Annotated in this window: 24 protein-coding genes; 9 read left to right on the forward strand and 15 right to left on the reverse strand. The window is 62.1% G+C overall.

Annotated features, from left to right (window positions below; genetic code table 11):
* Positions 1-11 precede the first annotated feature (11 nt).
* From hutU to LVD12_RS10835, 6 genes are all read left to right on the forward strand, one after another.
* On the forward strand, positions 12-1,688 hold the full coding sequence (hutU, locus tag LVD12_RS10810; protein WP_237067723.1) for a urocanate hydratase: 1,677 nt from the start codon (positions 12-14) through the stop codon (positions 1,686-1,688).
* Positions 1,689-1,839: 151 nt separating this feature from the next.
* A complete protein-coding gene (hutH, locus tag LVD12_RS10815) occupies positions 1,840-3,390 on the forward strand; it encodes a histidine ammonia-lyase (protein WP_237067724.1) in 1,551 nt (516 codons plus the stop codon).
* A 186-nt stretch (positions 3,391-3,576) separates the two neighbouring features.
* Positions 3,577-3,891, forward strand: coding sequence for a hypothetical protein (locus LVD12_RS10820; RefSeq protein WP_237067725.1), 315 nt, complete (start codon positions 3,577-3,579; stop codon positions 3,889-3,891).
* Positions 3,892-3,984: 93 nt separating this feature from the next.
* Positions 3,985-4,302, forward strand: a complete 318-nt coding sequence (locus LVD12_RS10825; protein WP_237067726.1) for a hypothetical protein — start codon at positions 3,985-3,987, stop codon at positions 4,300-4,302.
* Positions 4,303-4,444: 142 nt separating this feature from the next.
* The gene (locus LVD12_RS10830; RefSeq protein WP_237067727.1) at positions 4,445-5,233 is read left to right on the forward strand and encodes a 3-hydroxybutyrate dehydrogenase; all 789 of its coding nucleotides are present in this window, start codon (positions 4,445-4,447) and stop codon (positions 5,231-5,233) included.
* A gap of 52 nt (positions 5,234-5,285) precedes the next feature.
* The gene (locus tag LVD12_RS10835) at positions 5,286-5,906 is read left to right on the forward strand and encodes a response regulator (protein WP_237067728.1); all 621 of its coding nucleotides are present in this window, start codon (positions 5,286-5,288) and stop codon (positions 5,904-5,906) included.
* Between the two features lie 70 nt (positions 5,907-5,976).
* Here LVD12_RS10835 and LVD12_RS10840 read toward each other — a convergent pair whose 3' ends face one another.
* The 8 genes from LVD12_RS10840 to LVD12_RS10875 all read right to left on the reverse strand — a co-directional run bounded on the left by LVD12_RS10840 (position 5,977) and on the right by LVD12_RS10875 (position 15,577).
* A complete protein-coding gene (locus LVD12_RS10840; RefSeq protein ID WP_237067729.1) occupies positions 5,977-6,357 on the reverse strand; it encodes a hotdog domain-containing protein in 381 nt (126 codons plus the stop codon).
* The gene (locus LVD12_RS10845; RefSeq protein ID WP_237067730.1) at positions 6,354-6,773 is read right to left on the reverse strand and encodes a MaoC/PaaZ C-terminal domain-containing protein; all 420 of its coding nucleotides are present in this window, start codon (positions 6,771-6,773) and stop codon (positions 6,354-6,356) included. Before LVD12_RS10845 ends, LVD12_RS10840 begins: the two co-directional genes overlap by 4 nt.
* Positions 6,754-8,280: an acyl-CoA synthetase gene (locus LVD12_RS10850; RefSeq protein ID WP_237067731.1), complete on the reverse strand. Its 1,527-nt coding sequence runs from the start codon at positions 8,278-8,280 to the stop codon at positions 6,754-6,756. The genes LVD12_RS10845 and LVD12_RS10850 overlap by 20 nt, the downstream gene beginning before the upstream one ends.
* Positions 8,281-8,341: 61 nt before the next feature.
* On the reverse strand, positions 8,342-9,112 hold the full coding sequence (locus LVD12_RS10855; RefSeq protein ID WP_237067732.1) for an enoyl-CoA hydratase/isomerase family protein: 771 nt from the start codon (positions 9,110-9,112) through the stop codon (positions 8,342-8,344).
* Positions 9,109-9,753, reverse strand: a complete 645-nt coding sequence (locus LVD12_RS10860) for a TetR/AcrR family transcriptional regulator (RefSeq protein WP_237067733.1) — start codon at positions 9,751-9,753, stop codon at positions 9,109-9,111. The genes LVD12_RS10855 and LVD12_RS10860 overlap by 4 nt, the downstream gene beginning before the upstream one ends.
* Positions 9,754-9,985: 232 nt before the next feature.
* Positions 9,986-10,933, reverse strand: coding sequence for an alpha/beta hydrolase (locus tag LVD12_RS10865; RefSeq protein WP_237067734.1), 948 nt, complete (start codon positions 10,931-10,933; stop codon positions 9,986-9,988).
* Positions 10,911-12,128: an MFS transporter gene (locus LVD12_RS10870; protein WP_237067735.1), complete on the reverse strand. Its 1,218-nt coding sequence runs from the start codon at positions 12,126-12,128 to the stop codon at positions 10,911-10,913. The genes LVD12_RS10865 and LVD12_RS10870 overlap by 23 nt, the downstream gene beginning before the upstream one ends.
* A gap of 83 nt (positions 12,129-12,211) precedes the next feature.
* Positions 12,212-15,577 carry a hybrid sensor histidine kinase/response regulator gene (locus LVD12_RS10875; RefSeq protein WP_237067736.1) on the reverse strand — a complete coding sequence of 1,122 codons (3,366 nt, stop codon included), beginning with the start codon at positions 15,575-15,577 and terminating at the stop codon, positions 12,212-12,214.
* A gap of 339 nt (positions 15,578-15,916) precedes the next feature.
* Between LVD12_RS10875 and LVD12_RS10880 the strand changes: the two genes are divergently transcribed.
* The gene (locus tag LVD12_RS10880) at positions 15,917-18,103 is read left to right on the forward strand and encodes a TonB-dependent receptor (RefSeq protein ID WP_237067737.1); all 2,187 of its coding nucleotides are present in this window, start codon (positions 15,917-15,919) and stop codon (positions 18,101-18,103) included.
* A 158-nt stretch (positions 18,104-18,261) separates the two neighbouring features.
* Here LVD12_RS10880 and LVD12_RS10885 read toward each other — a convergent pair whose 3' ends face one another.
* Together LVD12_RS10885 and pyk are read right to left on the reverse strand one after the other, a co-directional pair.
* Complete coding sequence (locus LVD12_RS10885; protein ID WP_237067738.1) at positions 18,262-18,438, reverse strand: hypothetical protein; 177 nt, start codon at positions 18,436-18,438, stop codon at positions 18,262-18,264.
* A gap of 149 nt (positions 18,439-18,587) precedes the next feature.
* Positions 18,588-20,024: a pyruvate kinase gene (pyk, locus tag LVD12_RS10890; RefSeq protein ID WP_237067739.1), complete on the reverse strand. Its 1,437-nt coding sequence runs from the start codon at positions 20,022-20,024 to the stop codon at positions 18,588-18,590.
* A gap of 174 nt (positions 20,025-20,198) precedes the next feature.
* On the opposite strand from pyk, the gene LVD12_RS10895 reads away from it, so the two are divergent.
* Both LVD12_RS10895 and LVD12_RS10900 read left to right on the forward strand, forming a co-directional pair.
* On the forward strand, positions 20,199-20,672 hold the full coding sequence (locus tag LVD12_RS10895) for an META domain-containing protein (RefSeq protein ID WP_237067740.1): 474 nt from the start codon (positions 20,199-20,201) through the stop codon (positions 20,670-20,672).
* 141 nt (positions 20,673-20,813) lie between these two features.
* Entirely contained in the window at positions 20,814-21,245 is a 432-nt protein-coding gene (locus LVD12_RS10900) for an META domain-containing protein (RefSeq protein WP_237067741.1), read from the forward strand.
* 263 nt (positions 21,246-21,508) lie between these two features.
* Here LVD12_RS10900 and smrA read toward each other — a convergent pair whose 3' ends face one another.
* From smrA to grxC, 5 genes are all read right to left on the reverse strand, one after another.
* The gene (smrA, locus tag LVD12_RS10905) at positions 21,509-22,093 is read right to left on the reverse strand and encodes a DNA endonuclease SmrA (protein WP_237067742.1); all 585 of its coding nucleotides are present in this window, start codon (positions 22,091-22,093) and stop codon (positions 21,509-21,511) included.
* Between the two features lie 27 nt (positions 22,094-22,120).
* Entirely contained in the window at positions 22,121-22,993 is an 873-nt protein-coding gene (locus LVD12_RS10910; protein ID WP_237067743.1) for an SDR family oxidoreductase, read from the reverse strand.
* A complete protein-coding gene (locus tag LVD12_RS10915) occupies positions 22,986-23,450 on the reverse strand; it encodes an acyl-CoA thioesterase (protein WP_237067744.1) in 465 nt (154 codons plus the stop codon). Before LVD12_RS10915 ends, LVD12_RS10910 begins: the two co-directional genes overlap by 8 nt.
* A gap of 126 nt (positions 23,451-23,576) precedes the next feature.
* Entirely contained in the window at positions 23,577-24,080 is a 504-nt protein-coding gene (gene secB, locus LVD12_RS10920) for a protein-export chaperone SecB (protein ID WP_237067745.1), read from the reverse strand.
* Between the two features lie 143 nt (positions 24,081-24,223).
* The gene (gene grxC / locus LVD12_RS10925) at positions 24,224-24,484 is read right to left on the reverse strand and encodes a glutaredoxin 3 (RefSeq protein ID WP_237067746.1); all 261 of its coding nucleotides are present in this window, start codon (positions 24,482-24,484) and stop codon (positions 24,224-24,226) included.
* Positions 24,485-24,489: the final 5 nt, after the last annotated feature.

A 24,489-nucleotide genomic window follows, 5' to 3' on the forward strand; every position in this document is an offset into this window, starting at 1 on the left:
GCGAGGACAACATGGCCACAGACAAACGTCACGACCCCAGCCGCAAGATTGCGGCACCGACCGGCACCAAGCTGAACGCCAAGAGCTGGCTCACCGAAGCGCCGCTGCGCATGCTGATGAATAACCTGCACCCCGATGTGGCCGAGCGCCCGGAAGACCTGGTGGTCTACGGTGGTATCGGCCGTGCCGCACGGGACTGGGAATGCTACGACAAGATCGTCGAAGTGCTGAAACGCCTCGAGGAGGATGAAACCCTGCTGGTGCAGTCCGGCAAGCCGGTGGGCGTATTCAAGACCCACGCCGATGCTCCCCGTGTATTGATTGCCAACTCCAACCTGGTGCCGCACTGGGCTACCTGGGAGCACTTCAACGAACTGGATAAAAAAGGGCTGGCCATGTATGGCCAGATGACCGCCGGCTCCTGGATCTACATTGGCTCCCAGGGCATTGTGCAAGGCACCTACGAAACCTTTGCCGCGGTAGCCCGCAAGCACTTCGACGGTGAAGCAAAGGGTAAATGGGTCCTCACCGGTGGACTCGGCGGCATGGGCGGCGCCCAGCCACTGGCGGCGACCATGGCCGGCTTCTGCATGATCGCCGTTGAGTGCGACGAGACCCGCATCGACTTCCGTCTGCGCACCGGCTATGTGGACAAAAAAGCCACCAGCCTCGACGAGGCGCTGGAGATCATCAATGGGGCGATGGAAAGGGGCGAGGCAATTTCCGTTGGCCTGCTCGGCAACGCCGCCGACATTTTCCCCGAGATCGTCGAACGCGGCATCGAGCCCGATGTAGTCACCGACCAGACTTCCGCCCATGACCCACTGAATGGATACCTCCCCAGAGGCTGGACCATGGAGCAGGCCGCCGAGATGCGCAAGCAGGACGAAGCCCTTGTCGTGAAGGAAGCCAAGAAATCCATGGCGATCCAGGTGCAGGCCATGCTGGACCTGCAGGATCGCGGCGCGGCCACGCTGGATTACGGCAACAACATCCGTCAGATGGCGTTCGAGGAAGGGGTAGAAAACGCCTTCGACTTCCCGGGCTTTGTCCCCGCCTATATCCGCCCGCTGTTCTGTGAGGGTATCGGCCCGTTCCGCTGGGCCGCCCTGTCCGGCAACCCGGAAGATATCTACAAGACCGATGCCAGGGTGAAGGAGCTGATTCCGGACAATCCGCAACTGCACAACTGGCTCGACATGGCCCGCGAGCGCATCCAGTTCCAGGGTCTGCCCGCGCGCATCTGCTGGGTGGGACTGAAGGACCGCGCACGCCTGGCGCTGGCCTTCAACGAGATGGTGGCCAGCGGCGAGCTGGAAGCCCCGGTGGTGATCGGCCGCGACCACCTGGACAGCGGTTCCGTCGCCAGCCCCAATCGCGAGACCGAGGCCATGATGGATGGCTCCGATGCGGTCTCCGACTGGCCGCTGCTCAACGCGCTGCTGAATACCGCTTCCGGTGCCACCTGGGTTTCCCTGCACCACGGCGGCGGTGTGGGTATGGGCTTCAGCCAGCACTCCGGCGTGGTGATCGTCTGTGACGGCACCGAAGCGGCGAAAAAGCGCATCGAGCGTGTGCTGTGGAACGACCCCGCCACCGGTGTGATGCGCCACGCCGATGCCGGCTACGACATTGCCAAAAACTGTGCACGGGAGCAGGGGCTGGACCTGCCGATGCTGAAAGACTGATTGGCGATACAGCCATTGCTTATGTCGTCATCCCGGACCCGATCCGGGATCCAGAGAAAGTGCCAGAGGAACATCTGGCACTTTGATGCTGGTAACCGGCCTGCGCCGGCGTGATAGGAAACCAAAGAATTTATTTTCGGTGAAAAAGTTTATGTACAAACTGGAAATCAACCCCGGCCAGCTGGGCCTGGCAGAACTCCGCCGCGTGGCACGCGAGCCGGTGCAGCTTTCCCTGAAGAAAGATGCCTACCCGGCCATCGAAGCCTCGGCAAAAACCGTTGCCCAGGTACTGAGTGAAGGTCGCACCGTCTACGGCATCAATACCGGTTTCGGTCTGCTGGCCAATACCCGTATCGAGAAGAATGACCTGGAAAATCTGCAGCGCGCCATCGTCCTGTCCCATGCGGCAGGGACCGGTAATTTCATGGATGAGGCCACCGTGCGCCTGCTGATGGTGCTCAAGATCAACTCCCTCGCCCGGGGCTTTTCCGGCGTGCGCCCGCAGGTGATCGAAGCGCTGATGCAGCTTGTCAACGCGGAGGTATTCCCGGCAATTCCGGAAAAGGGCTCCGTCGGTGCCTCAGGCGACCTGGCACCGCTGGCGCACATGAGCGTGGTGCTGCTGGGCGAGGGCGAGGTATTCATCAACGGCGAGCGCAAGCCCGCCAGCGACGGCCTGAAAAAAGCGGGCCTCGAGCCAATCGTACTGGCCCCCAAGGAAGGCCTTGCGCTGCTCAACGGTACCCAGGCCTCCACTGCATTTGCCCTGCTGGGGCTCTTTGCCGCCGAGGATCTGTTTGCCGGCGGCATTGTCACCGGCGCCCTGACCCTGGAGGCCGCCAAGGGCTCCCGGCGGCCGTTTGACGACCGCATCCACGCGGTGCGCGGCCAGAAAGCCCAGCGCGAAGTGGCGGCGAGTTTCCGCGACCTGCTGGGTGACAGCAGCCAGATCGGGGAGTCACACCAGTTCTGCGAGAAGGTGCAGGACCCTTACTCCCTGCGCTGCCAGCCCCAGGTGATGGGTGCCTGCCTGCAGCAGATCCGCTTCGCCGCCGAGGTCCTGCTGGCAGAGGCCAACGGTGTATCCGACAACCCGCTGGTTTTTACCGACGAAGAAAACCCGGAGAATTCCGACATCATCTCCGGCGGCAACTTTCATGCGGAACCGGTCGCCATGGTGGCCGACAACCTGGCACTGGCAATCGCAGAGATCGGCTCACTGTCCGAACGGCGCATGGCGCTGCTGATCGACACCAACCTATCCGGTCTGCCGCCCTTCCTGGTGGAAAACGGCGGGGTCAATTCCGGCTTCATGATCGCCCAGGTCACCTCCGCCGCGCTGGCGAGTGAGAACAAGTCCCTGGCACACCCGGCCAGCGTGGACTCGCTGCCCACCAGTGCCAACCAGGAGGACCATGTCTCCATGGCCACCTTTGCCGGCCGCCGCCTGCGCGACATGGCTGACAATACCAGCGGCATACTGGCGGTCGAGCTGCTAGCCGCCTGCCAGGGCCTGGATTTCCGAGCACCGCTGAAGACCACCGGAAAACTGGAGAAAGCAAAAGCAGAATTACGGAAACGGGTTTCCTTCTACGACAAGGACCGCTACTTCGCCCCGGATATCGAGCAGGCAAAGCAGCTGCTGGCCAGCGCGGTATATCGCGAACTTCTCACCACTGAACTTCTTCCTAGCGCTGACTGATATATCGCTTACCCCCACGCTGCAAACCACATGGGTGGGGGTAACGCTCCCGCGACATTAAGCTTTGTCCCTGCAGTTGCAGTGCTCAAAGCGGTCCCATTCTCGGGACGAAAAAAATGAAAAGTGCGCCAAGACTGCTACGCTTTCAATAGACGCTGTACCCGCCGAAGGGCGTGGAGGTCATTTATGAAATCGTTGCCCCGCAGCCTGTGGGGGATAGCTTCCTCACTGGCCATTGCCGCTGCACTGGCATCATCGGGATGTGCCGAATCCGGCTATTCATCCAGTTCCCGTGACGGTTATTACCGTGTTGGCGGCCGCTACTATCACTGCCACCCGAGCGGTGTCTGCCATAACGTTCGTCACGCGAACTACTACTTTGTGGGCGGTGTTTACCGGCCGCGTCACGGCCACTACCACCACCGGCCCCCCCACCACCATCGACCACCCCATCAACACGTCAGGCCGCGCCCACTACCGGCCCGACCCAGACCCCGTTGAGGTAGCGATACCTCGATACGAACCCTGGCGAGCGACACCCCGGTGCCGCAGGGAATGCCGTGATCCGAGGAGAGACCAACCGGAGACAACGTCATGAACAGAACTCTCAAAACCGGGCTGATCGCTGTTACGGTCTGCACCGCACTGACCCTGGGCGCCTGCGCCTCGGACGGCTATTACTCGGGCGGGAGCTATTACTCCAGCTACCCCTATTACTATCCGTCCAGCAGCGTGCACCTGTACTACTCTTCGCCCCGCTACTATCGTTACCGGCACCATCCGCGGTATCGTCACTACTATCGCCACCACCACTACCGCGGTCACCGCCATTACCGTGGCCATCACCGGTATCATGGCCGTCCGCACTACAACCGCCCCCATCACGGTGGTGCGCACCGTCCGCGGCGCTGATGCCTCGGGGTGAGCTCACAGCTTCATACCTTGGTCATACAGACCACGCCCCCCACCGCTGCTACGATTTTGAAAAAATGAGCAGGAAGGCTCCGTGCCACAGGCGCGGGGTCTTTGATGAAAGCAGCCGCGGGGGGTGCAAGTGCAGCGCAATTCAGATCAACCCATCCTGGTAACCGGATCCACAAGCGGTATCGGTCTTGCCATTGCCCGGCGCATGGCCGAGGCCGGATATCCAGTCATGCTGCACGGCCTCGCCACGGCGAGCGAAGGTGCGGCGCTCATCGAAGAGTTCCAGCAGCGCTACGGGATTTTCTGTGGTTTCAGCAGTGCCGATATCAGCAGCGATGAGGGCTGTGCCCAGCTGGTAGCCGATAGCCGCGAGGCATTGGGGCACCCGGCCGCACTGGTCAACAATGCCGGCGTGCAGTTCACTGCCCCGGCCCATGAATTCCCCAGCGAGCAGTGGCAGCGTATCCTGTCCATCAACCTGAGTTCCGCGTTCTACCTGAGCAAGGAGCTGCTGCCGAACATGCGCGAGAGCGGCTGGGGCAGGATCATCAATATTTCTTCCGTGCACGGCCTGGTGGCTTCAGAACACAAGGCTGCCTACTGTGCCGCCAAGCACGGCCTGATCGGCCTGACCAAGGTACTGGCACTGGAAAATGCCGACTACGGTGTCACCGTCAATGCCATCTGTCCCGGCTGGGTGGAGACACCGCTGATCCAGCCACAGATCGAGCGCATCGCACAGGAAGAATCCATCGACCTGGAACAGGCCCAGAAACGCCTGATCGGGGCCAAGCAGCCAATCGCGAAAGCGACCAAGCCCGATGCCATCGGTTCACTGGTGCATTACCTGTGTGGTGAGCATGCGACCACCATTACCGGCGCCTCCCTGCCGGTAGACGGAGGCTGGAGCGCGCAGTAGCATGAGCGGATGCCGGCACAGTCGGCATCCATTCATCACCCAGAAGCGCGCTGTGAACTACAAACTGCTGATTGCCGACGACCATCCTCTCTACCGCGAGGCGCTCGCCACTACGGTGAGTGCCAAGCTGCCGGATTGCGATCTCCTGCAGAGTGAAGACCTCGCCTCCACCCTTTCCCGACTCGATGAGCATGAAATCGACCTGCTGCTACTGGACCTGAATATGCCCGGCAGCGAGGGCTTCAACGGGCTGGCACAGATTCGCAACGGTTTCCCGATGGTGCCGGTGGTGGTGGTCTCCGGTAGCGACAAGAACAGCGTGATCCGCCAGGCCGCCGGCTTCGGCGCCAGCGGATTTCTCTCCAAGACCGCCCGCCCGGAAGAAATCATCGACTGCATCCAGCGCGTCCTCGACGGCGAGGAATATTTCAGCGCGGAGGCGCTGGAGGAAGAGGCAGGGAGTGAGCTGGCCGATCGCCTGTCACGGCTGACGCCGCAGCAACTGCGCATCTTCCAGATGATTGCCCAGGGCCTGCTGAACAAGCAGATCGCTTTCGAGCTGGACATCACCGAGCCCACGGTCAAGAGTCATGTCACCGCGATCCTGCGCAAGCTGGAGCTCCGTGACCGCAAGCAGCTGATCCGCGAGGCCCAGGTGCTGACCCAGCTTTGAAGTGACGGTAAGCCTGTGCGGATATTAATATCCGCACAGGCTTACTGCTGAAGTACCCTAGACCCGCCTTTCAGCACTGGAACAGCACCAGTGCATCTCCCTCACAGATCAGCCGTCCACCTTCACCGGTGCAGCGGGTTTCCAGGTTGACCAGCGCCTTATCATCGCGCAGGCGGGTGACGGTGACCGTCGCGGTGAGAGGCTCGTCTACCCTTGCGGGAGCATGGAATTGCATGTGCTGCTTCAGGTAGTTGGTGCCGTGTCCGGGTAACTCCTCACCCAGCAGGTAGGAAAACAGCCCGGCGATCAGGGGTTCAGGCACTTCCGGCCAGTCGCCCTCGATATGCGCCAGCTGGCACCACTCCCGCAGGGCCTGCCGGTCAAAACTGCGTGTCACGGACGCACGGTCGTCGAGGCGCAGGGCATCGAAACGGGGCAGGTTCTTGTTCATCGCGGCAACTCCTCAGCAAGCGCTACACAACAGCGGCCATCCAGGCACAACCGCTCCTGCTGGGTAATCTGTGTCACCAGTTCCACGCGACCCGACTGTCCCGCCTCGACCAGAAGGGTGACCGTGATCGGCTGATCGGTATAGGTGGGCGCCGGGAACTTGAGGTCCTGGCTTTGCAGCCTTGCGCCCGGATAATACGCCTCGATCATGCCCCGCAGCACGGTAAACAACAGCATGCCGTGGGAGACAGTGGCTCCGAAGCGGGTACCTGCAGCGTATTCCGGATCCACATGGATGGGGTTGTGGTCCCCGCTCAGGCGGGCAAAGCGGTTGAAGTCTTCCTGGGTCAGGACAAACTCCCGCTGCATTTTTTGCAGGGTCTGCCCCGGCTGCGCCTCAGTTTCTGGCTGCGTCATCGCGTAACTCCTGTTTGATCACTTTGCCCAGGGCATTGCGTGGCAGGGCGGCCAGCACCTGGAATGCCTTGGGCACCTTGTAGCCTGCCAGGCGCGCCCGGCAGAACGCCCGAAGCTCATCTTCTTCCGGTGCGGGCACACCGGGTTTCAGGCCGAAGTAAGCCTTGCCGACTTCACCCCAGCGCTCGTCGGGCATGCCGACTACTGCGACCTCGGCAATGGCTGGGTGCTGTTCCAGCACCTGCTCTACCTCGGCCGGATAAACATTCTCACCGCCAGAGATGTACATGTCCTTCCAGCGGTCGACGATGTAGTAGCAGCCATCCTCGTCACAGCGGGCCACGTCACCGCTGTGCAGCCAGCCATCGACCCGGATCGCTTCCGCAGTGGCATCCGGTCGGTTCCAGTAACCGGGCGTGACATTCGGGCCGCGGATCAGCAACTCGCCCGGTTCGCCATCGGCAACATCGTTTCCATTGCGGTCGACGATGCGCACCTCGGTGAGCAACTGCGGGCGACCCACGGAGCCAACCTTGTCGAGCACCAGCTCCTCATCGAGCAGAAATACCGTAGGACCGGTTTCTGTCATGCCCATACCGGTGCGGATGCGAATGCCCGCATCGGCATAGCGTTTTGCAACGGGCAGCGACAACGGCGCACCGCCACAGCCCCAGGAGCGCACGCGCTTGAGCCTCTCGCCGTCGAATTCAGGGTGATCCAGTAGCGCCTGGTACACGGCCGGTACACCGAAAAAGATGGTTGCCCGGTCCTGTAGCACCTGCAGGGCCTGGTCCGGATTGAAGCTGCGCGATACCAGCACGCAGCCACCCACCAGCAACACCGCAGACGAATACAGGTTGATGCCCGCGGTATGGAACAGGGGAAGCACGTTCAACAGCACATCATCGCTGGTCAGGTTGACTGCGAGGCCGACGTTCAGGTGATTCGCCAGCATCATGCGGAACGTCTGGATGACCCCCTTCGGGCGTCCGGTGGTGCCAGAGGTGTAAAGCAGGTACCAGGGCGTGTCCGGGCTCTTTTCTGCGTGCGGCCTGAGGTCCGGCGTGCTGGCGGCAAGATCCTGGTGGTAATCGCGCTGCCCCGCAGCGGCACCGTCGAGGGCCACCAGGGTCATTGTGTCCCAGCGGTTGCCCAGACGGGCCGCCACCTCGGCGAATTCGCCACCGAAGATCAACGCACGGGGATCACAGTCATCCAGCAACACTTCCAGCTCCGGCTCCGCCAAGCGCCAGTTAAGCGGCACCAGGATCAGACCGGCCTTGGCACAGCCGAACAGCATGGCGAAAAATTCCGCGCGGCTGTGGCCAAGGTAGGCGAGCCGGTCGCCATCCTGCAGGCCCCAGTGCTCGCGCGCGGCTGCCGCCAGGCGTGACGCGCGCTCGTTCAGTTGGCGGTAGTCATAGCATTCACCGCTGTCGAGGTCCTCGAGTGCCGGCAGATCCGGCGTTACCCGCGCGCGCTGCGCGAGCAGGTCGAACATTTCCATGGGAGTCTCCGTTATTGTTATCTACCCGGGGATCGTGGCCACCACGGCAACCGGGCAATGATTACTGTTTAGCGCGACCGAGAAAGGCTGCCATGCCACGGTCTGCTTCCTCACTGTCGATCAATTCCAGAAAGTGTCGCCGTTCGACCTCCAGCGCCGCGGCCACCCGATTCACATCGGGACGCGTCAGGGCCAGCGTGTTGCGGACGCTGACGCGCTTTGCGTCACGCACCTGACGCGCCAGTCTGACGGCCCTGGCCGACACATCGCCGTCCTCCTCCAGGTACTGAACCAATCCCAGTTGCAGGGCTTCCACGGCCTCGATATGGCGATTGGTAAGCTGCACATCCAGCGCGCGACCGCGACCGATGCGCTCCGGCATCAGCGCCGTCCAGCCACCATCCGGACTGAAACCAACGGCGGTGTACCAGGGGGCGAAATGGGTGTTGGGGCCGGCCACAGCAATGTCACAGGCCAGTACCAGCCCGACCGATCCACCGGTAACCATGCCGTGTACCGCTGCCACGGTCGCGACTGGCAGGCGCAGCAGGTCGAGCATCGCCTCGTTGAGCGCGCCCACAAGCCGCGTGGCGTAGGCGCGCCGCTCTCCCCGGGCCACCTCGTAAAAAGCAGCGACATCACCACCACTGGAAAAGGAGCGACCCTCCGCGCGGAGCACCAGCGCCGCCGGATTGTCCTGCCGGCAACGGGCCAGTGCCTCGCGCAGCTCATCCAGCAGCGGCTGCACCAGGGCATTGTGGCGCTCGGGACGATTGAGCGTGATGGTGGCTATCCCATCCTCCAGCTCATAGAGCACGTTTGCGGTCTTCACCGGTTTTCCCTGCCGCCGCCAGAGGCCAGTCCATTGCGCAACAGGTCGGAAACCGTCGCCACGATCTCATCAAAGCGGGCTTCCTTTTCCCACAGGGCATAACGAAGACCGAGGAAGTTCGAAATCCCCATCAGGGCCCAGACCCGCACCTCATCGTTACCCGGGCGGATTTCGCCCCTGTCCGTGGCCCCGGCCAGCATCCGGATATAACGTTCGCCAAAAGACTCGTAGTAATGGCGGTAAATGGACTCATCGACAAACTGCGCTTCCTGCAGCACGCGATACAGTGCGGGGTTGTCGCACAGATACTGGAGGAAAGCGCGCAAACCCAGCTCCTCTGCCTCCAGCCGATCCCGTGCACCGGCAGTTTCCTGCTCGAGGTGCGCGCGCAAGCGGCGCCCCATCTCCTGCACCAGTTCGCGCAGGGTCTCCTCCTTGCTGGCGAAGTAGGTGTAAAAGGTCCCGGAAGCGACACCGGCAGCCCGGGTGATGTCGGCTATGCCCGCGCGGTGATAACCAAGTGTGCCGAACGTCTCCTCCGCCGCCTTGAGAATACGGGCGCGGGTCCGCTCGCCACGGGCGGTCTTGGGCACACCAGGGCCGCTACCGGCGACTGCGGGAATGGAGACGGCATCCGTCATGGTGCTCTGCTCTCTTTATGAAACCTGAATCAGTATTCATGTTACGGAAAGTTTCAGTCGCTGAAACTCATACCTTGGTCATAGCCCGCCGAGACCTGAAGCGCGACCAGAAGCCCTGGAGTGAAGAACCGGCGGCGAGAAAGAGGGGGCGAAGGAGGGAGAACAGGGAGAGAGAAAGGGAGCTACAGAAGCCACCGGCGATGGGTGTCGCCGGTGGCAAAACGGCCGACAATTAATCCGTTAGGCCGCGCACGAACTCCGCGGTATGGCGATAGAAGCGCTCACAGTCCGCCGCCACCATGGATTCCAGGTTCAGGAACGCGTGGATCTGCTGGTCGAAATGGAGCAGCTCAGCGGCCACCCCGGCTTCTTTCAGCTTGTCCACGTAGGCGAAGCCCTCGTCCCGCAGCGGGCAGAATTCCGCCGTGACCATCAGGGTCCTGGGCAGATTGGCCGTGAACTCGGCGTATAGCGGCGAGCAGGCGCGGCGGTTCTCGACGCCCTGGAAATAATTATTGAAGTACCAGCCGATCTTTTCCTTTTCCAGCAAATAGCCGCGACCATTCTCGTCGATGGACGGCAGCTGCATGGTGTAGTCGAGACTCGGGTATACCAGAACCTGCGCGACAATATTGTGGCGCTCGTGCTGCAGCAGCGTACTGGCACTCGCACACAGAGCGCCACCACCGGAGTCCCCCATCAGGATCCAGCGGTCGCCGTGCTCGATGCCCTTGCGATCCAGTGCCGGGCCGATACCGCGGACCACGGTCAACAGGTCTTCCAGGCCGGCGGGATAGGGGTTTTCCGGGGCCAGCCGGTAGTCCACCGAAATGACCGTGCGCTTGCAGTGCTGCGCGATACGGCGGCAAATCGGGTCGTACACGGACACGCTGCCGGCCATATGGCCGCCGCCATGGGCATAGATGATCGCCGGACCGCCATCATTCTCCTCCGGGCGATAGATACGCACCGGCACGGCATAGCGGGGGCCGGGCACAGTGGTATCCACTGCCGGCATTTCCGGACCCGCCTCGACAAAGCCCCGGGTCAGATTGGCGAGACTTTCACGGGCATTGGTGGGGGTCGGCTCAAAGCCGGCGGCCTTCAGCTTTGCCACCACCTCATTGATCGTTTCCAGCCACTGGGCCAGTGCCGGATCAAGCTGTCGCGCTTTCTGCATTATCCGATTCCTCTTTTACATCGCTCGCAGGCTTTTTGCCGCTCTCTGGCAGCATGAAGGAAAACACAAACAGGGAGGCGGAACAGGCCACGGCGATGTAGGCCGCAATCGCCGGCTCACCGGTCATGTCCGCCATCAGACCCGCCCCATACATCAGCACGGTTTCGACACCGTAGGAAATGGACCAGAACATGGCAAAGGTCACCGTGATGCGACCGGGGGTCATGCCCGGCAGCTCCTGCGGCAGCGTCACCAGCGCAGTCATGGGCAGGAACATGAAGAAGCCGGCAAGAGCCGCCGCGGCATAGGCGATGACCGGGTTGCGGCTCAGCACCATCAGTGCCGCGAAGATCACCAGCGCCAGGCCCGCATAACGCAGCACCGGCAGGCGCAGCGGATAGCGGCGTGTAATCATGATACCGGCCACAGTGCCCACCATGCCGGCAGCAATCATCACAGCTGACAGGTGGTTACTGGCCACTGCAAAACCATCGATCAGCGGAAACAGGGCAAACACAGCGATGTAGCAGAACAGCACACCGCAGTAGGCGAGCGGCAGCCACCAGTTGAAACCTTCACGAATACCCTCGCGCAGGCCGTATTTTTCTTCCGGCTGGCCCTTGTTGGCTGCACCGGACAGGGAGAAGTCCTCGGCCGAGAGCCACCAGAGCACTGCCAGGGCCACCACCATCACGCCATAGAGCGCCACCACGGACTGCCAGCTGCCCATCCAGGCGGCCAGCGCTCCGGTGGAGAGCAGCGCGATCAGGTTACCGGTATTGAAGGCTGCGGCATTGACTCCGTTGATCAGCGGGCGCTCTTCCGCGGCGAAGTAGTGCAGCACCACCGGGTTGAAGTAGACGATCGCCAGCGCACCGCCGAGCCCCAGGGCCAGGCGCGACCAGAGCCAGCCGATGTAATCACCGGCCAGCGCACCCAGGCCGCCGGCCGCAATCAGCAGCACGGCGATGGTAAAGGCCCGCTTCACGCCGAGGCGCACCAGCAGCATGGCGGCAGCCAGGTTGCCGACAATCTTGGCGATAGTGATGACGTTACTGCCCCAGGTGGCATTGGCAAGACCGGCCTCACCAAAGGAGGCCTGCACGCTGGGGGTCAGGATGGCACCGGATACCCAGGACGCCGCGAACAGCGCGTAGGCGGTGAACATCAGGATTTCGAGGACATATTTCTTCATAGCGACTTCCAGAAGGCTGCGCCCGGCTTACTGTTCCGGGCATTCTTATTAAACGTCACACTAACCAGAGCGGGATCACTGCCCTATACGACCTTGGTCGCAGGGTCACGGCGTCCGCTCTTCTGCTGCGCCTGCAGCAGCGCCCGCAGGGCACCCGGGCGCAGCGGTTTCTGCAGGAATTGCCAACCGGCGCGCTGGGCGCGGTTCTTTACCAGGTCGGTGTTTTCCGCCGAGATGATCACACAGGGCACGGTCGCACCCCACCGCGCCATCAGCTCCCGCGCCAGGGCAATACCGTCGATACTGTTGCCCAGGTGAAAGTCCATCAGCAGCAGATCCGGCTGCTCCAGCTCCAGCGCAGACTCCCGGTTCGGGGCGCTCGCGACCTGGCAACCCCACCCTCCCAGTAACGCTTCCATCGCCTCCAGGATCGCCGGCTCGTTGTCGACGCAGGCAACGCGCAGACTCAGGGAGGACCTCGCCGGCTGCAGCTGGGCGGGCGCAGGCACTCGGCGGGCCAGCGGCCGGGAACGGGGCAGGCGCACGCGGAACACACTGCCGCGACCGGTACGGGAAGTAAGGCTGATGGGCGACTGCAGCAGGCGACACAGACGCTCCACGGTGGCGAGTCCCAGTCCGTAACCGTGCTCCCGCTGCACCTCCTGACCGGGACTGTCGAGGCGGCAGAACTCGCGGAAAATATCCTGCTGGAGGGACTCATCGATACCGCACCCGGTATCCCAGACCTCCAGCGAGACCCGGTCCCCGCGCCCGCGGGCGACCAGCAGCACCCCACCACTGCGGGTGTATTTGACTGCGTTGTCGAGCAGGTTCTGCACCACCCGGCGCAGCATCTTTTCATCGCTGTGTACCCACAGGTCGGTGGGGCGGTAGCGTAATTCAATCCCCTTGGCTTCCGCGGCCAGGCGGGCCTGGGCCACCGCATTGTCCAGTACCGGCTCCAGTGCCATGGCCTGCATCTGCGGATGGATATCACCCGCGTCCATACGCGCGATCTGCAGCATATCGGTAATCAGCTGTTCCGCCGCGGCCAGGGCGCTGTCGGCGCGGGTCAGCAGGCGGGCGCTGTCGCTGTCGAGCTGGCGCGCACTGAGCGCATCGAGGAACAGGCGACTGGCGTTCAGGGGCTGTACCAGGTCGTGACTGGCGGCGGCGAGGAAGCGGGTCTTGCCGGCACTGGCGGCGTGGAGCTCGCTGTTCAGGGCCTGCAGCTCACCGGTCCGTGCCGCCACTTTCTGCTCCAGCGAATCCCGCACTTCCGTCAATTCAGCCAGCGCGCGCTGGTAGTCCGAAACGTCGGTGTAAGTGGTTACAAACCCGCCGCCCGGCAACGGATTGCCGCGGATTTCCAGCACCGTGCCGTCCGTACGGTGACGCTGGACCCGGTAGGCGGTGCCGGCGCGAAGGTGTTCCACCCGTTTCTGCACGTGCATCTCCACCGCCCCGGGGCCGCACTCACCGCGGCTGGCGTTATAGCGCACCAGCTCTGCCACTGGCTGGCCGACGTAGATCATCGAGCCGGGGTAGTTGAACAGCTCTACATAGCGCCGGTTCCAGGCCACCAGGTTGAGGTTGGCATCGACCACGGAGATGCCCTGGTCGATATTGTCGATGCTGCTCTGCAGCAGGCCGCGACCAAACTGGTAGATGGCACTGGCCTGCTCCAGCGTCTGCGGGCTGACCTCGGCGCTGTTGTGCTGCCGCACCAGTCGCCGCGCACTCGTGGACCCGACGATACCGGCGAGGATCTTCTCCACCGCATCCCGGTAATCCTCTGCCGAGGCACTCTTGCGGTCGCCACTCTCGGCGGCAATTCCGGCAAAGGTCCGCTCTGCCGCATCGCGACCGACAAAGCGCGCCAGCAGTTCACGCAGGCGGACCTTGTTGACCGGGGTCTCCGCGGCCTTGCGGCCCTGTGGCTGCCAGCGATGCAGCAACAGCGAAACGGAGACCAGCAGCAGGCTGTTCAGGCCCAGGCCGAACAGCGTGGTAATGGAGAGGGCACTCCACTCCAGCCCCAGGGTCCGCGCAATCAGATCCGGGTTACCGACCGCTGCCGGCAGCGCTGACAGGCTCCAGATCGCAGCGCCGGCTGCCAGGCCGGTCATCACACCCGCTGCACGCAGGCGGGGCCAGCGGGCCGGCCACCAGGCCGCAGCGATCATTGCCGGGGCCAGCTGGCCCACCAGGGCCAGTGACAGCAGCCCGAAGGTACCCAGTCGCACCCCGGCCCCGATCCCCTCATTAACCGCAAAAGCAGCCAGCATGATCAGGGCGATGATCACCCGCCGCACCCGGCGCAGGTCCGTGCCCAGTACCTGCCCGACAGGACGCGCCTGCAGGCGCTGCAGCCACCAGGGCACCACCATGGTATTGGCGATCATGGTGGACAGGGCGATGGTGGCGATGATGACCATACTGGAGCCGGCGGAAAGGCCACCGACAAAGGCCAGCAGAGCCAGCGCCGTGGAGCCGCTCTCCAGAGGCAGGCCCAGCACAAAGCGCTCCGGGTTGCTGTAGCTGTCCGGCAGCCACAGCAGCCCACCATAGCCGACGATCAGGATCGCCACCGACAGGACACCCAGGTACAGCGGGATCAGCTTGCGCACCGGGCCAACATCCTGCTCGCCGTCACTTTCGATCATCAGGATATGGAACTGGCGCGGCAGGCAGAACATGGCTGCCATACCCAGCACCACCACGGCCAGGAAGCCGGTATCTGCCGGACGGGATTCCGCCAGTGCGCGGACCTTGTCGCTCTCCAGACCAGAGCGCATCAGGTCGGTCGCGCCATCAAAGGCGCCGGCCATCACAAACCAGGCCACGGCCACGAAAGCCCCGATCTTCACCAGCGCCTCGAAGGCCACGGCCAGCAACATGCCGTTGCGATGCACACTGCTGTCGATATGCCGGGTACCAAACAGCAGCGCAAACAGACCGAGTGTCGCACTGACGATTGCCGTCACCAGCACCGGGCTGATATCGCCACTCCCCCCCAGCAACAGGAAACTGTCGGCTACCGCCCGCAACTGCAGGGCCAGGTAGGGCAGCACCGCCACCAGGGCGAGCACGGCCACTGCCGCCGCCAGCCACTGGGAACCGCCGAACTGGGCCGAGATGAAATCCGCAATGGAAGTGGAGCCCTGCTGTTTGCTCATCCGCACAAAGCGGGCCAGGAGCGGGGCCCCGAAGATCAGCATGAGGCTGGCACCGACGAAGGTGGGCGGCAGAATCCAGCCCTCCTCGACCGCCTGAGCCGGTGTGCCGAAGAACATCCAGGCACTGGTATAGGTGCCGGCCAGGGCCAGCATCAGCGGCTTGATGGGGCGCAGACGGTGCGCCGGCATGCGGTCGCCCCAGAAGGCGATGGCAAACAGCAACAGCAGATAGGCCAGTGCCACTGCGGCCAGGGTAGTCAGGCTGAACAAACGCGTCTTCTCTCAGTTTTTGTTATTTGGCGCCAGCTATCCCCGGAGAGCATTCTGGCGCCAACTGACAAGCGCTGACCCATGACAGGATGGGCTTGTGCCAGTTATTCTTGCTGTAGATTTTTCCGCCAACCCGTGAATCGAGCGGGCGCATTGGTCAAAGAACAGGCGGAGCAATCTCGAAACCGAACCTTACCCTACTGGCTGTTTTTTGTCCTCCCCGGGACCACAGCCAGCCGTCATACCTTGGTCTAACAGGCAACTAGACCGGGAGCGGATACAGTGGCTATCCGCAAGATTTATAACAACCATAAATATTGGTGAATGGAGAGAGTCGCAATGAGAGCAATAAAGTTTCATCCCATCGCCGCCGGCGTCATGCTTGCCTGCGGTGCCAGCTTTACCTATGCCGAGCCCGCCCTGGAAGAGGTGACCGTTACCGCGCAGAAGCGTGAACAGTCAATGCAGGAAGTTCCGGTGGCCGTTACTGCAATCAGCGAGGACCAGCTGCTGCAAGCTGGCGTCAGCGACCTGACTGACGTCCAGAAGCTGTCCCCCAACACCACGCTGCAGGCGAGCCGCGGCACCAACTCCACCCTGACGGCGTTTATCCGCGGCATCGGCCAGCAGGACCCGCTGTGGGGCTTTGAGCCGGGTGTTGGTATCTACGTGGACGACGTCTACATTGCACGCCCGCAGGGTGCGGTTCTGGATATTCTCGACGTAGAGCGCGTGGAAGTGCTGCGCGGCCCGCAGGGTACCCTCTATGGTAAGAACACCATCGGCGGTGCCGTGAAGTACGTCACCAAGAAGATGTCCGGCGACACCCGTGTCTCTATCTCCGGCGCCGTGGGCAGCTACAGCCAGACCGACCTGAAAGTGGCCGGCTCCACCGAAATCGCTGATGGCGTATACCTGGGTGGTGCCATCGCCAGCTTCCAGCGCGATGGCTACGGCGAAAACGTCATCACCGGTGACGAGCAGTACAACAAAGATATCGTCAGCGCCCGTGTCGCCCTGGAATTCAACCCGAGCGATGCTCTCTGGGTGCGCGTAGCGGCAGACCAGACCACTGACAAGTCTGCGCCCAAGCACGGCTATCGCCTCGCTCCGGGACTCGGCGGTGAGCCGGTACTGGACAGCGTCTACGACACCGAATCCAACATGCTGTACGACAACCTGGTAGAGACCAGCGGCGCGTCCCTGACTGCAGAGTATGAGCTCAGCGACAGCGTTACCCTGAAGTCCACCACCGCGTTCCGTCAGGGCGAAACGCAGACCGCGATTGACTTTGACAGCGTCAACCGTCCCGACTTCGACGTACCCGCTTTCTACGAAGATGACCAGACTACCCAGGAATTCCAGCTGATCTGGGAAGGCGATAACGCAGACCTGGTCAGCGGCGTCTACTACTACACCGGCACCGCAGCTGGTTCCTTTGATGCAGTACTGGGTTATCTCACCAACGTCATCGGCATCCCGCTGACACAGAATGTGGCCGGTTCCGTGGATACCACCAGCCTGTCGGCCTATGCCCACTACAACTGGCAGTTCGCCCCGGACTGGAACCTGAGCCTCGGCGGCCGCTACACCAAGGATGAGAAAGACGCCGATGTATTCAAGGCGAACTATCTCAGCCTGTACAGCCCCACCTTCCAGGACAAGTACTACCCCGAAGGGGCTGACCCGATCCTGCTCGGCGTGCTGACCGACTACGAGAACAGTGATTCCTGGGGCGAATTCACACCGCATATCGGCATTGATCACCAGATCAACGATGATGTGATGGTCTACGCCGGTTACAGCGCAGGCTTCAAGAGCGGCGGCTTCGATATGCGCGGCGATGCCAGCCAGCTGCCTTCCACAGTAGACGGCTTCGATCCGGAAACCGTGGACACCTACGAGTTCGGTGTGAAGTCCGACCTGTTCAACAACCGCCTGCGCCTGAACGCGGCCGCCTTCCGTGCCGACTACAAGGACATGCAGGTGACCGTACAGGAATTTGTTGAGGGCGGTGGCTTCGCCAGTGCCGTGCTGAACGCCGGTGAATCCCGCATTCAGGGTATCGAGCTGGAAGCCACGCTGGCGATGACCGACAACCTGATGGCCAACCTGGCCCTGGGTTACGCCGATACCGAGTTCCTGGAATTCATCTCTGGTGGCGTGGACGTATCCGACCAGCGTGATCTGCAGAACACGCCGGATACCACCGCCATGTTCCAGCTGAACTACTCCCTGCCGATGCAGAGCGGTGCTGAGGTCGTGATCAACCCGACCATCTCCTACCGTGCCGACACCCAGATCTTCGAGGTGCCGAACCCCGTCCTCGACCAGGAGGCCTACACGCTGGTGGACATGACTGCCACCTACTACAGCGCGGACGGCAAATGGCAGGCGGGCCTGGTGGGCAAGAACCTGACTGACAAGGAATACCGCATCGCTGGCTATGCCTTCGGTGGCGCCTTCGACACAGGCTTCTACGGCGCTCCGCGCACCATCGCCCTCACCGGCAACTACAACTTCTAATCCCGATCTCACAGGTTAGGAAGTCTTTCGGGGGTCAGGTTGGCCCCCAGCTCACTGAGCAAAACCCTTGGCCGCAAACATCGCTGTTTGCGGCTTTTTTGTATCTGCAGAACGGGCTCCCGGTAATGCCGGTCACCCGCCTTGCTCCGGCGCCACGATCAACTCGCCCGCACACAGCGAACCAGGATTCTGGTTTCCTGCTCTTCCTCGATGCAATGGAATTTCTGACCGTTCATGGTCAATGACTTGGGGGCACCCTTGGACGCGGTTGTGGAACAACCGGCAACTCCTGTCGCCATGGCCGCTGCCAGCAGAATACAACACAACTTCTGCACTGCAGTTACCTCTAGACACTGATGAGTGGAGCGGTGATTACCGCACTCATGTTTCAGACTAGAGGAAACGGCTGTCAAAGTGAGGCAATAGGCGCCATTTTGCAAAAGCAGACGACAGGCCGGATCACGTCTTAACTCGCGAGAAGCCCTCACTCCACCTGCACAATGCGTAGCGTATCGGTATTACCACCCACATCCTGGTGGTAACCGCGTGAGATGAGGACAAAATCCCCGCGCTGCAGGAATTTACGCTTCTTAAGATGGTCGATGGCCTTGCGGTCCCGCTCGATACCATCGAGACCTTCCACCTGCATGAGCACCGGGTCGACGCCACGGTAGAGCGCCACCCGGTTACAGGTGACCGGATGGCGGCAGAAGGCAAAGATGGGGATATCGGACCGGACCCTGGACATGAGCCGGGCGGTATTGCCGGTCTCTGTCTGGCAGATGATGGCCCGGATATCACGGCAGTGGTTGGCGATGGCCATGGCGGCCATGGCAATACACTCGTCGCCGGCGGGGTAATTGTCCCGCATCACCCGCGGTGGTCGCCGGGTGGCGCGATGCTTTTCCGCACCGACGATGACTTCCGCCATATGCTCCACGGTTTCTACCGGATAGTCGCCGGCAGCGGTCTCCGCCGACAGCATGACCGCATCAGTCCCGTCGAGCACCGCATTCGCCACATCGCAAACTTCGGCCCGCGTGGGTACCGGGCTGGAGATCATCGACTCCATCATCTGCGTGGCCGTAATCACCACGCGGCTGAGGTGGCGGGCCCGACGGATCAGGTGCTTCTGCACCCCCATCAGTTCCGCATCGCCGATCTCCACCGCCAGGTCCCCACGCGCCACCATGATGGCATCACTGGCGAGTATCAGCTGGTCGAGCCGGGCTTCGTCCGCGACCGCTTCCGCGCGCTCCACCTTGGCGACGATGTGTGCCCGCCCCCCAGCCGCATGCAGGAGTTCACGTGCCCTGACGATATCGTCCGCATCGCGGGGAAAAGAAACCGCGAGATAGTCCAGCTCCAGTTCGGCGGCGACCTCGATGTCCCGCTGGTCCTTCCCGGTCAGCGCCGGCGCCGTCAGGCCACCACCGAGCTTGTTGATGCCCTTGTTGTTGGAAAGCCAGCCGCCGACCTCCACCAGGGTATTGAGCCGCTGCCCTTCCACGCTCTGGACCAACAGCCGCAGGCGACCGTCATCCAGCAACAGGATATCGCCGGCGCGGCAATCACTGGCCAGCTCCGCATAGTCCACGGAGACACCCTCGGCATTGCCGGCGTTATCACCCCAGCCGGGGTCGAGCACAAACGTCGCACCCCGCTCCAGCAGTGCCCGCCCTTCACTGAAACGACCCACACGGATTTTGGGCCCCTGCAGGTCGCCGAGGATGGCCACATGGCGCTTCTGTCGGCGCGCCTCCTCCCTGACCAGGGCCGCGCGGCGGCGGTGGTCATCATCGTGCCCATGGGAAAAATTCAGGCGAACGGTATTTACTCCAGCCGCAATAAGCCTGACCAGGACATCCGCCTTGTCAGAGGCGGGTCCGAGGGTGGCAACGATTTTGGTGCGTCGAATCATGCGCAAGCACATCCCTGTGGCGGCGGTCACTTTTTTACCGGAGTGGTTTTTTCCAGCATAGCCCGTCGCGCTTTTCCACTCGCCGTCGCCCCCAGCAACTAAGCTAGGGGCAGGATGGGTGCACAGGGAACGCTGCCGCCCCTTTTCTTATGGGCGCAGCAAAGTGAGGTGGCAATGAGTAAATTTGCGCTGTTATGGCTGGCCGGGCTGACACTGGTGATCGCCGGCTGCCTGGGTCTTGGTACAGACGAACCGCAGGTGGTACAGACTGCCGGCAGCATCAATTCAGTTTGTGCGACTAAATGGCAGCTCAAAAGGCTGCGCGTCAATGGCGCAGCGGTGCCGATCGAGGAGAATTCCCGCTTCACTTTCGTCTGTAATGCAGAAGGCAATGTGATGGGCAAGAGCGGCATCAATACCTACCGCGGCAGTGTCCAGATTACCGACAACGGCCTGATGCTGTGGGACACCTCCAGCTTTGCCTCGACAAAAATGGCCGGACCGGCGCCACTGATGGAGCAGGAAAATACGTACCTGCGCGCTCTGGCTGGCACCCGACAGGCGTTTACCAAGTCCGGTGGTGGCCGCCTGATCCTGCGCGACGCCTCAGGCAATATCTATATCGAATATGTCAGGGTTGAGCCTTGATGCCGGCCACAGACCCGGAGCGCATTTTAGTGTTTAATATGGCGGACACTTCACCACAATAATGAGAATTGTCCCATGTTGCCCAGGCCCGCAGTTTTTATTGCCGCCTTCGCATTAGTGCCATCACTCACCGCTTGCGGAATGATGGATGATGCCCCGAACGAAGTGCCAGTGGCAGAGCAGTCCGTATGTGATCACCAGTGGCTGCTGAAGCGCATGTCCATCGATGGCCGCGAACACCGTTCCAGGCTTCTCTGGCAGACATTCCTGCGCGACCGCCCTTACTTTACCTGTGATGACCTCGGCTATGTGCGCGGCAGCGCCGGCAACAACCCCTACCTGGGTCGCTTCAGCCTGCAGGAGGACGGCCGGATTAACTGGTCACAGATCCCGGAGATCTCCCGTATGGGCAATGTGCGGGAGAGCAGTGAACTTGAGCAGGACTACCTGCGGGCCCTGCCCCTGACAGACAGTCTCAATGTAGAAGGGGACGCCTTGATTCTGCAGGACGAGGGCGGCATGACACGACTGGAGTTCAGGCGCACCGACAACCCACCCCCCCCGGCCCCCTGATCCATTCCCCTGTTGCAAAAAAAATGGCGGCCCGTAAGCCGCCTATATTTCTTATGGTCAGAAAATGCCATCGAACCGGGGACACCATTCGGCACCCGCTGTTCAGGCCCACCACCAGCGATGGGAAACGCAAATCAAAGAGAGAAGAACAACGATCCCGTAGTGAAGTCAGTCGCGGGCAGGACAGGCCGTTCGTTGTGAGGGCATAGTAGCTTCGGGGCGTGACAAACAGATGACACGCCCTTGAGAGTTGACCGTCTTGCTTAACGTCGCCGCTGATGGCGCTCCAGGTTGTCCTGGCGCTTGCGCTCGCTCTTGCGCAGTAAGACATAGGTGGCACCGAGGCCGCCGTGCTGCTTTTGCGCGCTATGGAAAGCCAGCACCTCGTCCAGTTGCGGCAACCAGGCGTTGACGCAACTCTTCAGCAGCGCCGGCTGTTTGCGCCCTTCCCCTTTGCCGTGGGTAATCAGGGCGCAGCGCACATCGGCCTCGAGGCAGTCGCGCACGAATTCGAACACGGCGCGTCGTGCAGACTCCACAGAGTGGCGGTGCAGATCGAGCCGCGCATCCACCTGGTACTTGCCCAGGCGCAGGTTACGGTAGACCCCGTTCTGCACCCCATCGCGCTTGAATTCCAGCGGATCCCAGGGGTCCACAGGCTCGACGAATTCCCCGGCGAGGGGATTGAACTCCTGCACTTTCTCGTGTGTTGCCGCCTCGCGGCGGGCGCGCAGGTCCAGGACGGCTTCCTGCTGCTTTTTGAGCGGCACGCGGCGCTCCCGCTTCAGGGGTTTCACATCCCCGAGCTGGCCGAGCGCCTCCTGAAACAGATTGCTGTCATCTGCCACTGTTCTACCTCCCCCCGGTGAAACATCTTACGGGTCCAGAAACAGGTCCACCGCCAACTGGTCGGCCTTGTCCGGATTATGTGCGTATTCGGTGAAATCGGTAACCCCGCGCTCGCGCAACAACTCCTCGTCAATCAGCTGCTGCCCGGAGAGTTCACCATTCGGGGTCTGCAGGATTTCAAAGGCGGCGTCCGCCATGATCATCGGCTTGCGGCTCTGTTCAAACATCTCCCGGCTGCCGACAGCGAACTCGATTGCCGCCGTCGCCACCAGGGTGCGCGGCCACAGCGTTGTGACACTGACGCCGGCCTCCCGCAGCTCCTCCGCCAGCCCCATGCTGAGGATGGTCATGCCAAACTTGGACAGCGCATAGGGGGCACAGGGACCCAGCCACTTGGGCTTGAGGTTCAGAGGCGGCGACAGGCTGATGATATGGCCCTGTTTGGACTTCTTCAGGTACGGAATTGCCAGGTGCGCGGTCAGGTAGACAGCCCGGCTGTTGATGCTCTGCATCAGGTCATAACGCTTGGGGGGCGTATTCTCGACATTGGTGAGGTTGATCGCCCCGGCGTTGTTGATCACCGCATCGATACCGCCGAATTTCTCCGCGGCCTGAGCCATGGCCTCGGCCAGCTGCGCCTCCTCGCGCACATCCACCTGCAACGGCAGCGCCTTGCCGCCGAGGGCCTCGACTTCTTCTGCTACCGAAAAGATGGTACCCGGCAGCTTGGGATGGGGCTCCGCGGACTTGGCCGCGATGACGATATTGGCCCCGTTGGCGGCGCACTTCAGGGCAATGGCCCGGCCAATGCCGCGGCTGGCACCGGTGATGAAAACAGTCTTGTCCTTCAGGGCACCGCTATTACTGGTCAGGGTGGCGAAGGCCTCACTCTCACTCATTGGTCTGCTCCACGGTAGGTTGGTCGGCTCGTACCACAGCCGGGGCATAGATGTCCCGGAACAGCGCCGGCATCCGCTTCGGTCTGCCGGAAGACAGCTCGATACAGACCAGCTGCCACTGGGCGCGCAGGATCAGGGCACCATCGGAGGGGCGGAAGACCTGAAAGCGGCGGGTCATGTTCAGGCGGCCATCCACAAGGGTCAGCCAGGTGCCGAACAACAGCTCGTCACCCTCCCTCGCCGCCAGTATATAGTCGTACTCTGCATGACGGATGGCCATGCCGCGGTCGAGATCCTGGTAATTGGCCACGTCCAGCCCCAGCGCAACACTGTGCGCCCAGCCCGCCCGCTCACACCAGCGCACATATTCGGCATTGTTGGCGTGGTGCAGCCCGTCGACGTGTTCGGGGCCCACGGTCACGGACAGTGTGTAAGGCTGCGGCAAATCCCACTGCATGACGAATTCTCCAGTCGCGGCCCTCGAGCCTAGGTGATCGACAGCGGGCACTCAAGCCCGGGAGCGACTACCCGACCAACAAAAAAGGCCCCGATTGGGGCCTTTTCAGATCGAGAGGGAAGCGGATCAGGCTTCGGCCTTCTCTTCTGCCTGTGCGCCTTCGGCCTGCTTCTGGGCCTGGGCCAGGGCAGAGGCGAACAGCGCGTCGAAGTTGATCGGCGGCAACATCAGGGCCGGGAAAGAACCCTTGGTCACAGCGTTGTCCACCACTTCGCGGGCGTAGGGGAACAGGATCTGCGGGCAGGCGGTGTTCAGCACCTGGGCCAACTGCTGACCTTCCAGGCCCTTCACGGTGAACAGGCCAGCCTGCTTCACTTCCACCAGGAATGCGGTGTCTTCTTCGAGCTTGACGGTGATGGTCAGGGTCAGGGCAACCTCGTAGAGATCTTCGTCGATCTTGGAGGTCTTGGTGTTCAGTTCCTGGTTGACCTGCGGCTTCCACTCTTTCTTGAAGACCTCGGCACCCATCGGGGTCTCGAAGGAGAGGTCTTTCAGGTAGATGCGCTGCATCTGGAATTGTACGTTTGGAGCCTCTGCGTTGGTCGCTGCGCCGTTTTGTTCTTCAGCCATGTTACTGCCTGTACTTTATTTAGATGGTTCGTTTTGCCTTCCGTGAGAAAGACTCCCTGTTAGGGTCTTTCAATTGGGGCCTTTGAAAGCCGTTTCAAGGCCGGAATGCTTGCCGGCGGTGTTTTTGTCCGCCGACGACTGCCTCAGCCAGTGGCCGCCAGCAGCTTGTCCAGCTGGCCACTGCGTTCCGCAGCCATCAGTTCGTCGCAGCCACCCACGTGCTGCTTGCCCACCCAGATCTGGGGCACCGTGTGCTTGCCGGCCTTGGCCGTCATCTCGGCGCGCAGGGTGGGGTTGCCGTCCACCGCAATCTCGTCGTACTTCACGCCCTTCTTGTCCAGCAGGTACTTGGCCCGGATACAGAAGGGGCAGAAGCGGGTAGTGTAAATCACGACGTTTTGCATACTCG

This window comes from Microbulbifer guangxiensis (genome assembly GCF_021729075.1).
GTDB classification, from domain to species: domain Bacteria; phylum Pseudomonadota; class Gammaproteobacteria; order Pseudomonadales; family Cellvibrionaceae; genus Microbulbifer; species Microbulbifer guangxiensis.